Genomic DNA, 14367 nt, shown 5'->3' with positions numbered 1-14367 from the left:
GCTGCTGTGCTCCGGACATGTCCGCCGCCCGGCAGGAACGCCCAGCTCATCGACGCGATGAGGAGCGTGATGACACGGGACGGCGCCGCCGTGCGCCGTCGCTACATGACGCAGATCGCGAGGGCCGGCGAAGAGGCCGGTTTCGACGCCGTGCTCACCCTGACCGGCACCTGGTGCGAGGACGCCTGGCTGACCTGCGCCGGGCTCGCGCAGGAGACCGAGCGGCTGAAGTTCCTGGTCGCCTTCCGGCCCGGCTTCATCTCCCCAACCCTCGCCGCGCAGCAGGCCAGCACCTTCCAGCGGCTGTCCGGCGGCCGGCTGCTCCTCAACGTGGTGACCGGCGGCGAACGTGACGAGCAGGCCCGCTTCGGCGACCACCTGGCCAAGGCCGTGCACGGCCGCGAACTGCGCGTTCGCACGTGGCGGGATGGTCCAGCACTTCTTCAGGTGAGGACGCAGTTCCGTTTTTTTAGGACCCGCCCGATGGTGGAGTGGTCCAGACTGGGGATGTCCTCGACCAGCGCGACGTGCTTCTCCAGCAGCCGCAGGGACCACCGTGCATAGCCCTGGGGTGGCTGTGAGCACGCCATTGCGATCAGTCGGGCTTCGACCTCACCGGTCACCGGCGAGGGCACCGGCGGGAGGTCGCGCTTCTTCCGCGTGATCGTGGCGTGGGCATCGCCGCCGGTCTCGGCGAAACGCTTGGCAACCAGTCGCAACGTCTCGCCGGAGACTCCGAGCCGGGCCGCGATCACCTCCTTGGAATCCACCTCACCCACCGAGGTATCCAGCGCAAGCAGCACCCGTGCACGCATGATCATCGAGGCCGGGCGGACACCCGTCGCGGTCACCCGCACCAACTCCTCGCGATCCTGCGAGGTCAACCTCACCGGCCGCTTCTTCTGCGAACCCATGACAACAATCCCGTCTGACAGAGGGGAAGGAATCTGCCAGACACCAACCTCCCAACCAGACATGCCACAACTAAGCAGCGACACGCTACTAGCCGCTCGAAACGGACGCGGTGGCGGAATGAGTCGAGGGCGGCTGTGGGGACCTGGCAGGTATGGGTGGCTGTGACGGGCGGCATCACGGGCCTGTCGGGAGGGACCGCGGGGCTGCTCGCCGCGCTGCATTCCCGTCGTGAACGAGCAGGCCGCGCCCGCATGTACCCAGAGCTTCGCGCGGTGCTGGCGGAGCTGGGGCCAGAGATCTACGACCTCGGTGCCCCGGAGCTGTTCCAGCGTCTCTGAGCTTGGCGCGGTTGGCATCTTCCGGAGACGGCGGTAGACCGGGAGGTATGAGGTACGCAGACGGCGGCGGGATGAACGCCGAGGTACGCGCGCGGCGCGAGGCACTGCGTGTGCAGGCGGCCGAGATGTTTGCGGCCGGGGTCAGTGCGCCCGAGGTGGCTCGGCGGTTGCGGGCGACATCGAAGTCGGCCTACCGGTGGCGGCGGAAGTGGATCGTCGGCGGCACTGCGGCCCTGGCCTCCACCGGGCGGGGCGGACAGCGGTGCGAGCTGGGTCTGGCTCCGCGCGAGAAGCTGGCCGCCACGCTGGAGCAGGGCCCGGCTGCACACGGCTGGGACCGGGACCAGGTATGGACCGGCGCCCGGGTCGCGACCCTGATCGGCCGCCGGTTCCACATCTCCTGGCCGAACGCCGCCCCAAGCCCACCACGGTCCTTTCGTGTCCCCGTGCGGTCAACGCCTCGACGGCATGGGTCACGCTCTCTTGGCGGCCCTGGCGATCGACCTCACTCTGCGGTCGAACTCACGGTTGAGCAGCGGCATCAGGACACTGCCGAACCGCGCCAGCGCCCGTGTGCCCGTGTCTGGGCAGATCACGAACCGCCGGCGGTCGATGCCTGTCACGATCGCCGCCGCGACCTTCTCCGCGGTCAGCGGTTTGATCGTGCCGCCGACTGCCCGGGTCTCCGCCGGCTTCCACTGGTTCTCCTCGGCAAGCTGCGGGGTGTCCACGTCCGGCGGGAAGACGACACCGACGTGCACTCCGCGCGGCGTCAGCTCGGCCCGTACCGACTCCATCAGCCCGCGTACGGCGAACTTGGCCGGCCCGTACGCGCTGTAGCCGAAGATCCCGATCAGCCCGGCGGCCGACGACACCGCGACGACGCTGCCCCGCCCGCGCTCCACCATGCCGGGCACCACGGCCCGCAGGGCGTACAGCGTCCCGAAGTAGTCGACCTCGATCATCTCTCGGAAGACCTCGTCCGCCAGCTCCAGGAAGTACCCCGGGCGAGCGAGCCCCGCCGAGGTGATCAGGATGTCGCAGGGCTGTCTCCGTTCCTCCTCGAGTTCGGCGATGGCACGGGTGAGCGCCGCCTGATCGGCGACGTCGGCCGCCCGCGCGGCGGCCGACAGCTCCTTCCCCGCTGCCTCCAGACGCTCCCGTCCCCGCGCGATCAGGGACACCTTCGCGCCCCGCTCGGTCAGCAGCCGGGCCGTGGCCAGGCCGATGCCGCTCGATCCGCCGGTCACGATCACATGGGCCGAACCGACGTCCAGGGGACGTGCACTCCTCAAGGCCATGCGCTGGACAGTAGCGGCTGCCGACCGGAGGACGCCGTCCGGCCTGGGAGAATGCATCGATGCGCGCACGGCCTCACAGTCTGCGGCGTGCCGAGGCGATGCGAACTCATCCGTCCCGACGTGCTCATCCTCGACGACTTCGCGATGCGCCAGCTGACCGCACCCCAGGCCGACGACCTCTACGAACTCGTCGGCGAGCGACAGGGCCGGTCCCTGATCACCACCAGCAACCGGGCACCCGGCGACTGGTATCCCCTCTTCCTCAACCCCGTCGTCGCCGAGTCGCTGCTGGACCGGCTGATCAACGCCAGCCACCAGGTCATCATGAACGGCCCCAGCTACCGGCCCAACAAGCGACCGAAGAATCCCAACGACAAACCCGGCACACCCTCGAAAGCTGATCAGATCACCGGCGGCCCCGCCTCGATCCGGCGCATTACCGGGGGCAGGCGGTCCAGATCGGGGCCGGTCTGGACCTGCCGCTCGTCCCACCAAGTGGCGCCGGCGTCACGCAGCGGACCGATCACGTCCTTGGCCTTCACGGCATCCGAGGGTGTGGCACCGCCGAGCACGAGCTCGAAAGGCCGCTCGGCCCCGCCCATACGGTGCTGGCGCACATAACCGGCAAGATCCCGAACCTCTGCCACATCGGGCACATGCCCATGCCGGGCCGTCTCGAAGAGAGGCACCGCCCCGTCCCACCGCGCTGCCCGCCGCATCGGCGGGCGACGCGGCCAGAACCCGCCGATCCACACCGGCGGACCAGGCCGCTGCACGGTTGCGGGCAGCAGCGTCACGTCCCGGACCTCATAGTGGCGGCCATGGTGGTCCACCGGCTCGCCGGACCACCAGCGCCTCAACAGCTCCAGCCCCTCGTCCAGCCGCTCGGCGAGGAGCTGTGGCTCAGCGGTGTCGCCGAAGCTGCGGTACTCGTCCTCGACCGGCCCGCCCAGGCCGGCTGCGAAGATCACCCGGCCGCCGCTGAGATTGTCCAGAGTGGCCACTTGGCGGGCAAGTTGCTGCGGACGATAACGGGGGACCGGCGTCAGTAAGGTGCCCAGCCGGATCCGCGAGGTCGCCAGCGCGGCCGCGATCAGCAGCATCCAGGGGTCTCCGAAGGGGCGCCCCTGGTGTTGTCGGTGCAGTACGTGGTCCCAGACGAAGAGTCCGTCCCAGCCGGCCTGTTCGGCGGCAGCCGCCACAGTCGCGACGTTACGAGGGTCGGCGAAGTCACCGAAGTTGGGGATGTTGATGGAGAAGCGCATCCCAGCAGGATGCGCAACTGGCCGCGAAGGAGCAATCGGATTCGGATCCAGGCTCACGAGAGGGACCCGAAGACGCAGCACTACACGCACTCCACCGGGATGCCGACCCGAGGCCCGACCGACAGCAGGGCCGCCCCATCGGGCTCCGCTGTCCCTGCAGGTGGGACCGTCGAGCCCACGGAGGTGGGAAGCTCAACCCGGGTGTGTGAGCCCGTGAGGGTCGAGATTCGTGTACACGCCCGTGCCGACGGTGCCGCCTGGAGCGGGTGGTCTACCGCCGGCACGGCGCAGTGCCAGACCTGAGCGGCCAAACTGCGACCGCTCCATTGCGTACGGCAACTCCTCAGCTAGAGAGGGGAGATGGACAGATCGTCGGTCCTGAGCACGATCGACGGACACCTGGGGATCGAGGCTTCTGACAGGGACTCAGTCTGTGACGGCCACCATGGCAATCGACACCAGGATCCCTGGCCGGTCGACACCTAGCTTGCTCACGCAGCGCGGCGGCCGCACGTCGGGGAAGAACTCGTCGAAGACCTCGATGATGCCGTCGGCGTCTTCGGGTCGCATGAGCAGGGTGTGAACCATGACGGCGTCGCTCAGCTCGGCGCCGCCGGCGCGCAGGATCGCCTGGCAGTTGAGCAACGACTGGCGGGTCTGCTCCCGGATCGTGGGTCCTGCGAGCTCACCGGTCGCCACGTCGACTCCGACTGTTCCAGCGACGTAGATCGTGTTGCCGACCTTGACCGCCTGGCTGTAGCTGGGGTACTGCGGCGCCTCGGGGGTGGAGATGATTTCTCGGGGCATCGAATGGGCTCCTGTCTGGAAGGTTTCTGCTCGCCGCGTACAGATCGACCTTGGACTTCGGTGGCGCCATCGCACCCTCATCCCGCAGGGCGCCCTCAGCCTCCCACCGCAAGGCCTCGAGTGCTGTCAGAACTCGGCTCCGGCACAGATCTTGGGGAGCAGTCGCGGAGCGTCACCCCGGTGTTCGATTGCGAGGGAGTGGGCTCGCGTGAGGGCGCGTACGCCTTGCCGTCTGACAGGCGAAAATGACGCTCCGCGAAACTCTTACGGCCGCATTCGCCTATGCCGCCGAGCCGGTCGAACACCTCAACCCAATAACGGCCGCCAAACATGTCTCCGAGCACTACGAAACGGCCCGCGCAGCAAACGCCGATGGCGCGTCCTTCGCCGACTGTCCCGGCGCGTCCCGCCGCATACGATCCGGCCATGGCCATGGCCATGGCCGTGGGCGCCCTCGTGGCGCTCATCTTGTGCACGCTCTCCGTCGCCTGCGCCATCGCACGAAGGCGCCCCGGACGCGCAACGGGATCGAGCCGTGCCCGGATCCCCCGAGGTACGCCTTTTGATCCATACGATCACTTCATCTGGTGAAACCGTCGCCGTCAGGGGAGCACAGCTGGGCGGCCGCAGACGCCGCGCGGGGGCAGGCTCTTGCCGAGCGCGGCCGCCGGACCCGGCTGTTCGGGGGCGAGGGCCGTCTTGTACTTCATGTGGTACGTGCAGTCGTAGATGCCCTCGCCCGCCGCGCGCGGATAGATCCGGTGGTAGTTGGCCTCAAAGAACTTCAGGGTGTTGGGGAAACCGTGTACCTCCGCGTTCGGGTCGGTCTCGACGCAGAAACGCCGTCCGCGCTCTCCGGCGCCCTGCAGATAGCTGCACCGCATCAGGGCCGCAGCGCCCAGCGGGGCCGCCCAGACCGGCACCCCCGTGACCGCGGCGAGCGTCGCCGCGTAGGAGTCCTTGATGAGGCTGCGGAGGCCGCCGAGGATCTTCAGGGCACCGCTCGCCGTGCCGCCCCGGGCGAAGGCGCCGATCCACTCGGCGACCTCCTCGTCCCGCGCGCAACCGTGCACCTTGATGACCGAGTCGGCGTCGAAGGCCGCGGCAAAGTCCGGGGGCGCCGCACGCAGATCCTCCACCCGCGTCGCGAGAGCCACGCCCTTCCCGGAGTAGGTCAGTCCGACGCCCTTCGTCCAGGAGTGGGCGATGAGATGCAGGTGGCGGATCGTGGCGAAGGAGGCCATGCGCGCGATCTCGTCGTAGAGGATGAACTCTGTCAGGGGGTAGGACTCGTCTCGTGTCCCGGCCTGCTCGGAAGCCTTCCAGGTCTTGCGCAGCGTGCCCTGCTTGTAGTCGTGGGTGACGTTCACCCAGGGCGTCACGAACCGGGTCTCGGCCGTGAGCTTGCGGGCCATCACGTTGAAGTCGGACTTCTCATCCTCTTTGTCGGATCCCACGACGTAGATGTACGCGTTCCAGTGCAGACGGCTGCCCGCGTCCGGCACGAACCCCGCGTCGGTGGAGGCGATGGCCCCGCCCAGCAGGTTCTTCGCTGCCGTGCGGGCGGCCTCATCGTCGATGAGGTTCTTCTCCTTGGCGTAGTCGAGGGCGTCGAGCCGGTCGATCTGGCGCTCGGCGTCCGGCTCGAAGGCCGGGTCACGGCCGCCCGCGGCGGAGGAGCCTCCGCCGGATCCGCCGCCCTTGGCCTGCGCCTGGGACACCTTGGCGCCCAGCGCCTGCGCCTTGGCCAGATCGATCGCGCCGCTCGCCAGCCCCTGCAGCAGCTCGGAGAGTTCGGACAGGCCCGACATGTCGCGGAAGGCGTCGCCCTTGCCGAGCAGGGTGAGCGCGGTGGCGAGCCCGGTGGGGTCGGGGGCGGACGGCGGCTGGGTGATCTGGACTACGGCGCTGGGCAGTTGGGGCTGGCCGACCTGGGGGGCCTGTCCGCGGAAGCCTGGGCTGACGCCCTCGATGGCGGGCGGTTCGCCGCACGGCGACTGCTGCCACTTCCAGTAGCGGCCGGGGTCCCGCTTCTCGCAGGAGTTGCAGGTGCCGAGCTGGGCCTCGGCGAACACCCCCCGGGTGGGCAGACTGACCACGTCGGTGCTGACGGGGGCCGTGGTGGAGCCGAGACCCGAATCCGCCTGCTGCGGATCGGAGTTGAGCGGAAAGACGAGGTACTGACCGCTGACCGCCACCGGTACGCCGTCGATGCGCTCGCGCAGAATGGTGTTCGCACCGCACGCGTCGTCGAGGGCCTCCGCGAACCAGGCGGGGTCCTTCGTGGCGATGAGCCCACGGCTGTAGTGGTCCCGGTGGTCATGCAGATGCGTGAGCAGCTCCCAGGCCAGGGCCTCGTCCTGGGCACGCTGCGTCTGCCGCCGCTCGACCGCCTTGCCCGCCGCGTCCTTCTCGGCGTCGGGCGGCGGCGCCGGCGGTGCCGCGACCGTGAACGGCTGGAAACCCTCCTGCTGGAAGTACTTCTCGACGTCCTCCTGTACGAGGACCTCCTCGCCCTGCTGCACCGAGGCGCGGATGTCGAGGCCGCGGAGCGAGAAGTCCGCGGTGAGGTCCCCGGAGGGCTTGGTCCAGTGCAACTCGGCCTCGGCGAGCATCTTGCGCGTGTACCCGCGGACCGGCAGCGTCCAGGGGCCGAGCCACTCGCTGTCGTCGTCATCGGCGAGCTCTCCCTCGAAGCCCCCGGCGACCAGGATCACCTCGTTCGGATTCTTCAGAACCACCCCCGAAGTGGCGGAAAACGCAAGGTAGTTGGAGCCGCCCGCCGACTGGTTCAGCCTGATCTTCAGGGAGACGGACCGCGGGCCCGTGCCCCACTGGCCCCGCTTCACCTTCACCGAGAGCGACTGGACCTCGTGGTCACCCGGTGTGAGCGCGGGCGGCTGGGGCGGGAGAACCTGGGAGAAGAAGAGCAACCGGCGTACGGCGTCGAAGTTCGTGTCAAGGGCCGGGGAGAGCAACGAGCCCTGCAGCTGCGGGCGGAGCCGGTTGATCAGGAGCAGATCGACCGTCGGCGGCGGGTCGACCTTGTCGATCTTGTGTCCGATCTGGTCGTCGATCTGTTCCACCGTCGGCGCCGACTTGGTGAAGCGCAGCAGGCTGTACGGGACCAGCGCACCCGGCCTGGTCCGCCGCAGCCGCGTCTCCAGGCGGACCTGGCGGAGCACCTCGTAGTACTGCACGGTCAGCGCATGGCAATGGTTGTGGTTGGTGATTTTCCGGGTCTCCGCACGGTGCTGCTCGTCCTGGCTGGCCTGTACGACGACGGTGCTGTTCAGGGAACGTACGACATCGGTGGCCTGAACCGTGCTGTCGTGCAGCTCCTGAGTGGTCTCCGCGGTGACGGAGCGCTTGCCCCAGGAGTGGCTGACGGCGCCGCCGAGGCTGTGCACCGCGGAGAAGGTGCCCACATTGGCCCAGGAACCGCTGTAGCTTCCGGCGTGCCCGCCCATCAACGACCAGCCGCCCTGCTTCTCCTTCAGGACGCCCTCCACGGACTCGTCGATCGTCCGGTCCCGGTAGAGCGAGTGGTCCAGCTCCTCCTTGCTCTCCACCTCGTCGACGCGGCGGGCGAGGTCCTGCCGGGACGCTTCGATCACCGCCACGTTGATGGACTCGCAGGGCGCGAGGGGCAGGCTGGACAGGATGCTGCCGAGGGTCTCGCCGATGTCCTGCCAGGACTGCTCGTACTCATAGATGTCGCACGGCAGCCAGCGCGGCCTGGGGCGGTCGGTGACCGGGGCGAACGGCGCGATGACCAGGGACGGTTCGCCGCCGCCGTCGATCGGGGAGAGCCCGCCCTTGGGGCTGTCCCCGTACGGCCGCATGCCGTCGTCCCCGGTCACCGGGCGACGTGCGATCTGTACGAAGCCGATCCGCCGCACGGGCAGCACGGAGCGCACCGGAACCGCGCAGTCGCCCTCGCCGAGCCGCGTCGCGGAGCGCGGGGTGACCAGGGAGCCTGGCGACAGGGTCCAGTCCAGGGCGTCCGGGTTCTGTACCGCGGGCAGCCGGGAGTCCTGGGCCCCGCACCCGGTGCACGGCCCGTGCGCTGCGGGGACCTGGACGGTGAACGGCCCCGGTTCCGCGCCCTGTTCGGGAATCGCCAGCGTGACGGGCGGCGCGGCGCCGCCCAGGGGCTCGATCAGGACGCGGGCGGGCCTCTCGAGGCGGAACGCCTCCGCGAGGTCGAAGGAGACATAGCCCGCGCTGTCCGAGGCGAGCGCCCCCAGCCGCACCCGGCGACCGTCCGTCAGCTCCACGGACGCGGTGAGGGCGATCCCCGGTGCCGGGCGGCCCGAGCTGTCGACGACGAAGCCACGCGCCTTGTGGGCCTGTTGACCGGGCATCCTCACTCCGTGAAGGGGGCGCGGGCGGCCGGCGGGTCCAGCAGGGCGTTCAGGGATGAACCCCACGTGTAGCACTTGGTGATGAGGACGTTCTGGTCCTTGTCGCCGTGCTCCTCCTCGTTGTAGTCGAGGATGGTGGCCAGAGCCTCGGCACCGCGCAGGGCCAGGCGCTGACGGCTGCTGAACCGTTCACGGGTGATGCCGCCCGGCCTGCCCTCGGCGGTGCGCAGCTGCCTGGTGATCTGTTCGACGAGCTTGTCGCCGTTGGCGTCCTCGCGAAACGGCCACTCCGCCTGTGGGGGGCGGGAGATGCCGAACACCGCGCAGACGCCACTGTTGCGCAGGATGGGGTAGGCGAGTTGAAGTGCCTCGCCGCGCAGGGCCTCCCTGGTGCTCCACTCAAGGGATGCGCCCTGGAGTCCCTGCAGATATGCCTTGAACGGCCGGTGGGCAAGGACGATCCGGTCGCGCAGCATGACGAGGCCGGTGTCGTACACCCGCTCCGCGAAAGCCGTGCAGGCGTCGAGCAGTTCCTTGCGTACGCGCTCGAAGTTCTCCCCCGCCCCGGCGCGGCCCGCGGTGGGCGGTCCGAACACAGCGGTGTACATCTGCTCGCGCTGCGGCGCCGAGGGCACCTGTTCATTGGTGCCGTACTGGGCGCGCAGCCTGGCGAGTTGCTTGTCGACGGTGGAGTCGCCGAGTCCTACGTAGAGCTCGGGGCGGGCGAAGAAGTCACCGGCCACCTCGTGGGCCAGGTCCACCAGGCAGTCGAGCTGCTGATGGAAGTAGAGGGCCGCCGCCTCGCGCCCTTGAGTGCTGCTGACGAAGGATCCCTCGTCGCGTATGGAGTGCTGGGCGATCGACACGGAACGCCTCCGTCCGCGGACTCTGACGGCGGCACGCGGCCGCCCGGACGCATGCCCCGTCCCGGCGGCCCGGGCTGTCCCGGGGCCGGTACCGGCAACGCGGTCAGGCCAACATGCCCGTCCCTGGAAGGCGGGGTCAATACGCAGATCGCCCCATTCATAGACCTCGTCGCCGGTCACCCAGCCGATGCGGCCCGTTCCCGTACCTGCCCTGCCCTGCCCTGTGTGATCGGCTCATGGGCGGCGAACTGCCGGAAATCCGGGCGACGGCCACCGACCCGGCTGACACGCTGGTGCACATGACCACGCCACTGACCGCGAGACAACGACTTGCCGCGCTTCACCGCTATGCGGCCGTCAACGGTGAGGACTTCACCGGCCAGAACCTTGCCTCTGCTCGCACGTCGCAGCTGCGGTTCACCCGCTCCTCGTTCATCGGGGCCGATCTACGCCACGCCACCCTGGACGGGTGCTGGTTCAAGTTCTGCGACCTCAGCGGCGCAGACCTGCGCGGGGCTTCACTGCGCGAGGTCAGCCTGGACGGATGCGATCTACGGGGTGCTGACCTGCGCGACACCGATCTGACCGGCGCCAGGTTCGGAAGCGTGAACACCGGCATACCCCCGCTCGGGCTCACCGACGTCACCGCGGCCCGGTTTGAGGGAGCGTCCCTACACAATGTTCAAGCGGAAGGCGTCATCGGGTGGCCACCCGGGCATGGCGGGAGCGAGTAGGACCTGTCTGGCGGCGCACCGATCACAACCCCGATCAGGCCGAGGTTGAACACCATCCCTCGGCCCCCGAAATGCTCAGCGACACCCAGCAAGATCACGATCTGCAGCTGGAGTACTAATCGTCGAGGTACCGGTGTCTGATGTCGGCCCGTGTGATGAAGAGTTGGCCATCGCGGACCTGCCATTCGGTTGTCCCGTCAGCCTCGTGGCTGGCCAGGAACAGACCCTGGACGAGGGCTCCGTCGTCGTCGGAAGCGGGGATCCGAGCGATCTCTCGGATCTGGTCGGTGAACCGGTCCACGGCCGACTCACGGATGTCGGCGCCGTAGAAGATGTAGTGGGTCCAGTTGATGTGCTGGCGCGGTGAGCCCCATCCGTTGGTGTAGTGGTTGTCTTCGTGTGAGGAGATGATCTCTTGGATGGCGGCGAGTTGTGTCTCGTCGCACTCCAGCCACCCCCTGATCGACACGTAAACGCCCATTGGGATGTCCTCTCTCGTCGTCGGTTCTGACATGACAGCCTTCGGCTCACTTCGGCTGCGTAGGCGTCCCAGTCTCCGGCGGCGACCCGCTGCCACGTGACGGCGACGGTGATGTCGATACCGAGAGTGCGGGCGAGGACCGCGGCCGGCAGCTCGGTGGCGAGCTGGAACAGCGCGGTCGAGCGGGTCTCCGCGAGCCGGATGCCGGGTTTGCGGAGCCGTTCACCCATGGCGCAGGCACTGATCGGGCGGCCGGGCTGGCCGCCGGGGAAGAGCCAGGATGTCTCTGTCCGGCCAAGGACGGCGTGGCTGCGGCTACGGCGTGTTGAAGGCGTACGGCGTCGGGGAACCTTTTGGCGTATCCGGGAGGCGGTCGCCGGACAGTTCGGCTGAGGGGATCGGGCGGCCTGCCGGGGCGTCCCCGTTCCGCCGCCGGTCAGCCGCCTGCGTTCCGTTCCGCGATCCGCAGATTATCGGCGATGTCCTCACGCACCGGATGTCCGGCCGGCAGGCCTGCGCTCTGGGCGTGGGCGCGGCGCAGGACTGTGAGGCCGTCGTGGCGGAGGCCTGCGGCGAAGAGGGTCGCGCCGAGGGTGTTGGCGGTGGTGAGGGTGGATTCGTGGGCGGCTCCGAGGCGGCGGGCGCGGCGCTGCCAGGTGTCGTCGAGAACCGCGACGGACGCGGAGACGTGGCCCTGGATGGCCAGGGCCGCGCCGAGGTTGTGGGCGCAGTCGAGGGTGGCGGGGTCGTCGGGGCCCCAGGCGCGGGCCGCACGGTCGGTGGCCTCGCGGGCGATCTGTGCGGAGGCAGCCGCCTTGCGTTGCTGGTAGAGGGTGGAGCCGAGCAGGTTGAGCAGGCTGATGGTCTCCTCGTGGTTCGCTCCCAGTTCCGTCTCGCAGTCGGGCAGCAGGCGGCGCAGGAGCACCTCCGCCGCGGCGAAGTCGCCGGTGTCGAACAGGACGCGTGCCGTGCGGAGCTGCCGGCGCAGGCCGGTGCGGTTCGGGCCCTTGCGACGCCACACGACGCCCCCTCGCCCACGGCGTCGTCGCCGTGTCGTTGTTCCGGTGGTGCGGCCGATCACCATATAACCGCGGCACGTTGATCGGGGAGGGCGCGGGCGCGGGCCGCGGTGGCACGATGGGGCGGGCACGGCAACGGGAGGACACCCATGATCGAATCCCTGGCGGCGGTCGCGGCGGCCGCTTCGACGACGCTCGTCGCCGCGATGGCGACGGACGCCTGGGGCGCCGCGCGCTCCGGGTTGCTGCGGCTGTTCGGGCGGGATGACGCACCCGGACAGGATGCGCTGGTCGCGCTGTTGGAGAGCGAGGCCGCGCTGGTATCGGAAGCGGAGGATCCGGAGGCGGCGCGCCGGCAGTTGGCGCCGGCGTGGCAGTTGCGGCTCGAGCAGTTCCTTCGCGCGCACCCGGAGGTGGCCGACGAGGTGCGGGAGCTGACCCGGCGGCTGCAGGACGAACTGCCCGCCCAGCAGCGCCACTGGGTGCAGCACGTCGAGGCGCGCGACCACGGGCAGGCGTTCGGCGCGCAGGGCGGGAACGTGATCGTCCATCAGGAGCCCGGCGCCGGCCGCGGTGACCGCGCGACGTGAGCGAGCAGCACGTCAGCGCGACGGGCGGGTTCGCCTACGGTGTCGTCGGCGCGGACATCCATGTGTTCGGCGACGGCACGCCGTTGTACGTGCTGCGGCGGTGGGCGCCGGCACCCGAGGCGGATCCGCAGTGGCTGCGGCAGCAGCCCAGCCGGATGCTCCACGCGCGGTTCGCCGTGGCGCCGTTCACCGGGCGCCAGGACGAGCTGGGAGCGCTGCGCACCTGGTGCGCCGGCGGTCCGCAGCGGGCGGCGCGCTGGCTGCACGCGCCGGGCGGACAGGGCAAGACCCGGCTGGCCCAGCAGCTGGCCGCCGAGTTGTCCGGGCAGGGCTGGAAGGTGGTCACCGCGGTCGAGGGGCCCGGGACCGTGCTGCCGCCGCCCGGCAGCCAGGACCTGACGCCGGACAGTGCGGCCGGGCTGCTGCTCTTGGTCGACTACGCGGATCGCTGGCCGCTGACCACCCTCACCTGGCTGTTCAGCAACGCCCTGCTGCACCGGCCGGACGTGCGCGCCCGCGTCCTGCTGCTGGCGCGCGGCACCGATCCGTGGCCGGCGCTGCGCGGGGCGCTCGCCAGTGAGCAGATCGACGTGTCGACACATGCCCTGGGGCCTTTGGACGAGCCGAGCGGCCCGGCGGCCGGGCAGGGCGAGCGGGGGGCGATGTTCCGTGCGGCACGCGCCGCCTTCGCCGAGCGGTACGGGATCGTAGCGCCGGCGGGCGAACCCGACCTCGCCGACGACGACTTCAGGCTGGTGCTCGCCGTGCACATGGCCGCCCTGGTCGCCATCGACGCCGCGGCCTCGGGCCGGCGCGCCCCGCCCGATCTGGCGGGGCTCACCCTCTACCTCCTCGACCGCGAGCACCTGGGCTGGGTGCTGCTGCACGACCGGCGGGGCGCGGGAGGGATCACCCTGTCCCCGGCGGTCATGAACCGGGTGGTCTTCGCCGCATCCCTGAGCGGCGCGCAGCCGCAAGAGCAGGGAGCATTGCTGGTGGACGCGCTGGAGGTCGGGCAGCCGACGCCTACCGTGCTGGCGGACCACGGCGTCTGCTATCCGCCGCCCGAGGGCGTGGACGGCACAGTCCTGGAGCCGCTCTATCCGGACCGGTTGGCGGAGGACTTCATCGCGCTGACCGTGCCGGGCCACGCGGCCGACTACCCGGCGCAGTCGTGGGCGGCGGACACCGCGGGCGCCGTGCTGCGGCACGGCTCCGGCCCCGCCCGGGGGGTGTCGACGCTGATCGCGGCGGCGGGCCGCTGGCCGCACCTCGGGCCCGCCTGCCTGTATCCCCTGCTGGCCGCCGATCCCGGCCTCGGCGTGGCCGCCGGGGGCGCTGCCCTCACCGCTCTGGCCGAGCTGCCCGACATCACGACGGCGCTCTTGGAGGACGTGGTGGACGCCGTGCCGGACCCGACCCCCGCGAACCTCGTGGTGGGAGAGGCCGCCGTCAACGTCCGGCTGTTCGCGTCCCGGATCGCGACGGCACCGGACCGGCACGAACGCGCCTGGCTGTACGCCGGGCACGGCAACGACCTGCACGAACTGGGGCGCACGGAGGAGGCGCTGCGGGCGGCGCGGCGCGGGGCCGAGCTTTTCCAGGAGCTGGCCGCCGACGATCCGCAGACGTACGAGGAGCACGTCGGCCGCACCCTGACCAACGTCGCCGGTCTGCTGCACCG

Annotated in this window: 11 protein-coding genes and 4 pseudogenes; 7 read left to right on the top strand and 8 right to left on the bottom strand. The window is 70.2% G+C overall.

Translation table 11 applies throughout. The features are described 5' to 3' along the window. Positions 1-48: 48 nt before the first annotated feature. Positions 49-381, top strand: a pseudogene (locus ACTWQR_RS46660) (LLM class flavin-dependent oxidoreductase); the annotation flags it as partial. Between the two features lie 62 nt (positions 382-443). On the opposite strand, the gene ACTWQR_RS46655 reads toward ACTWQR_RS46660, so the two are convergent. Then, positions 444-977: a helix-turn-helix domain-containing protein gene (locus ACTWQR_RS46655; protein ID WP_443233400.1), complete on the bottom strand. Its 534-nt coding sequence runs from the start codon at positions 975-977 to the stop codon at positions 444-446. 99 nt (positions 978-1076) lie between these two features. Between ACTWQR_RS46655 and ACTWQR_RS46650 the strand changes: the two genes are divergently transcribed. Together ACTWQR_RS46650 and ACTWQR_RS46645 are read left to right on the top strand one after the other, a co-directional pair. Beyond that, entirely contained in the window at positions 1077-1253 is a 177-nt protein-coding gene (locus ACTWQR_RS46650) for a hypothetical protein (protein ID WP_443233399.1), read from the top strand. Positions 1254-1300: 47 nt separating this feature from the next. Next, positions 1301-1657, top strand: a pseudogene (locus ACTWQR_RS46645) (helix-turn-helix domain-containing protein); the annotation flags it as partial. 69 nt (positions 1658-1726) lie between these two features. On the opposite strand, the gene ACTWQR_RS46640 reads toward ACTWQR_RS46645, so the two are convergent. Further along, positions 1727-2554, bottom strand: coding sequence for an SDR family oxidoreductase (locus ACTWQR_RS46640; protein WP_443233398.1), 828 nt, complete (start codon positions 2552-2554; stop codon positions 1727-1729). A 93-nt stretch (positions 2555-2647) separates the two neighbouring features. Here ACTWQR_RS46640 and ACTWQR_RS46635 point away from each other — a divergent pair. Then, positions 2648-2935, top strand: a pseudogene (locus tag ACTWQR_RS46635) (ATP-binding protein); the annotation flags it as partial. Positions 2936-2955: 20 nt separating this feature from the next. Here ACTWQR_RS46635 and ACTWQR_RS46630 read toward each other — a convergent pair. The 4 genes from ACTWQR_RS46630 to ACTWQR_RS46615 form a co-directional block, all read right to left on the bottom strand. Next, the gene (locus tag ACTWQR_RS46630) at positions 2956-3819 is read right to left on the bottom strand and encodes an LLM class flavin-dependent oxidoreductase (RefSeq protein ID WP_443233397.1); all 864 of its coding nucleotides are present in this window, start codon (positions 3817-3819) and stop codon (positions 2956-2958) included. Positions 3820-4245: 426 nt separating this feature from the next. Continuing rightward, on the bottom strand, positions 4246-4626 hold the full coding sequence (locus ACTWQR_RS46625; protein WP_443233396.1) for a RidA family protein: 381 nt from the start codon (positions 4624-4626) through the stop codon (positions 4246-4248). 602 nt (positions 4627-5228) lie between these two features. Beyond that, the gene (locus ACTWQR_RS46620; protein ID WP_443233395.1) at positions 5229-8993 is read right to left on the bottom strand and encodes a hypothetical protein; all 3765 of its coding nucleotides are present in this window, start codon (positions 8991-8993) and stop codon (positions 5229-5231) included. 2 nt (positions 8994-8995) lie between these two features. Next, complete coding sequence (locus ACTWQR_RS46615; protein WP_443233394.1) at positions 8996-9859, bottom strand: hypothetical protein; 864 nt, start codon at positions 9857-9859, stop codon at positions 8996-8998. Between the two features lie 236 nt (positions 9860-10095). Between ACTWQR_RS46615 and ACTWQR_RS46610 the strand changes: the two genes are divergently transcribed. Then, positions 10096-10593 carry a pentapeptide repeat-containing protein gene (locus tag ACTWQR_RS46610; RefSeq protein ID WP_443233393.1) on the top strand — a complete coding sequence of 166 codons (498 nt, stop codon included), beginning with the start codon at positions 10096-10098 and terminating at the stop codon, positions 10591-10593. A 115-nt stretch (positions 10594-10708) separates the two neighbouring features. Here ACTWQR_RS46610 and ACTWQR_RS46605 read toward each other — a convergent pair whose 3' ends face one another. Both ACTWQR_RS46605 and ACTWQR_RS46600 read right to left on the bottom strand, forming a co-directional pair. After that, positions 10709-11074, bottom strand: coding sequence for a hypothetical protein (locus ACTWQR_RS46605; RefSeq protein ID WP_443233392.1), 366 nt, complete (start codon positions 11072-11074; stop codon positions 10709-10711). A gap of 436 nt (positions 11075-11510) precedes the next feature. Continuing rightward, positions 11511-12095 (bottom strand): tetratricopeptide repeat protein, encoded by a 585-nt coding sequence (locus ACTWQR_RS46600; RefSeq protein ID WP_443233391.1) that lies wholly within the window; start codon positions 12093-12095, stop codon positions 11511-11513. Between the two features lie 147 nt (positions 12096-12242). On the opposite strand from ACTWQR_RS46600, the gene ACTWQR_RS46595 reads away from it, so the two are divergent. Next, a complete protein-coding gene (locus ACTWQR_RS46595; RefSeq protein WP_443233390.1) occupies positions 12243-12683 on the top strand; it encodes a hypothetical protein in 441 nt (146 codons plus the stop codon). Then, positions 12680-14367 (top strand): annotated as a pseudogene (locus ACTWQR_RS46590) (hypothetical protein); the annotation flags it as partial. The gene ACTWQR_RS46595 and the pseudogene ACTWQR_RS46590, both read left to right, overlap by 4 nt.

The sequence above is a fragment of the Streptomyces sp. 2A115 genome, from assembly GCF_052245575.1.
In the GTDB taxonomy this organism is placed as follows: domain Bacteria; phylum Actinomycetota; class Actinomycetes; order Streptomycetales; family Streptomycetaceae; genus Streptomyces.
The sequence above is the reverse complement of the archived record's forward strand: the minus strand, read 5'-3'. Positions and strand labels throughout refer to the sequence as shown.

What these genes read in the sequence shown, in the direction of transcription:
- ACTWQR_RS46605 (WP_443233392.1), bottom strand. Translation starts at nt 11,074, where the DNA reads ATGGGCGTTTACGTGTCGATCAGGGGGTGGCTGGAGTGCGACGAGACA.
- ACTWQR_RS46655 (WP_443233400.1), bottom strand. Translation starts at nt 977, where the DNA reads ATGTCTGGTTGGGAGGTTGGTGTCTGGCAGATTCCTTCCCCTCTGTCA.
- ACTWQR_RS46625 (WP_443233396.1), bottom strand. Translation starts at nt 4,626, where the DNA reads ATGCCCCGAGAAATCATCTCCACCCCCGAGGCGCCGCAGTACCCCAGC.
- ACTWQR_RS46640 (WP_443233398.1), bottom strand. Translation starts at nt 2,554, where the DNA reads ATGGCCTTGAGGAGTGCACGTCCCCTGGACGTCGGTTCGGCCCATGTG.
- ACTWQR_RS46610 (WP_443233393.1), top strand. Translation starts at nt 10,096, where the DNA reads ATGGGCGGCGAACTGCCGGAAATCCGGGCGACGGCCACCGACCCGGCT.
- ACTWQR_RS46620 (WP_443233395.1), bottom strand. Translation starts at nt 8,993, where the DNA reads ATGCCCGGTCAACAGGCCCACAAGGCGCGTGGCTTCGTCGTCGACAGC.
- ACTWQR_RS46595 (WP_443233390.1), top strand. Translation starts at nt 12,243, where the DNA reads ATGATCGAATCCCTGGCGGCGGTCGCGGCGGCCGCTTCGACGACGCTC.
- ACTWQR_RS46630 (WP_443233397.1), bottom strand. Translation starts at nt 3,819, where the DNA reads ATGCGCTTCTCCATCAACATCCCCAACTTCGGTGACTTCGCCGACCCT.